This window comes from Streptomyces sp. P9(2023) (genome assembly GCF_032436795.1).
Taxonomy (GTDB): Bacteria; Actinomycetota; Actinomycetes; order Streptomycetales; family Streptomycetaceae; genus Streptomyces.
The window spans coordinates 1-313 of record NZ_JAUPWM010000303.1 but is presented as its reverse complement, the minus strand read 5'-3'; the positions used below and the strand labels follow the sequence as shown (position 1 = coordinate 313).

Below are 313 nucleotides of genomic sequence, written 5' to 3'. Positions count from 1 at the left end.
ATTGTACGCCAACTCTCAGCTCGTGATGATGTTGAGATTATTACTCGCTCGCGCAGTGAGTTGGATTTAGTGAATCAAGCTGCAGTGAATCAATTTTTTGCTGCTGAGCGAATTGATCAAGTTTATTTAGCGGCGGCTAAAGTAGGTGGTATTCATGCCAATAATGTTTACCCTGCTGAGTTCATTTACCAAAACCTGCTCATGGAGTGCAATATTATCCATGCTGCACATCAGAATAACGTTCAGCACCTGTTGTTTTTAGGGTCTTCATGTATTTACCCTAAACTAGCAGAACAACCGATGACAGAAAGCG

Annotated in this window: 1 protein-coding gene; it reads left to right on the top strand. The window is 41.9% G+C overall.

The window, feature by feature from the left end; all coding sequences use genetic code 11:
* A partial coding sequence (locus tag Q5762_RS37715) for an NAD-dependent epimerase/dehydratase family protein (protein WP_315896826.1) occupies window positions 1-313 on the top strand: 313 nt, incomplete at both ends.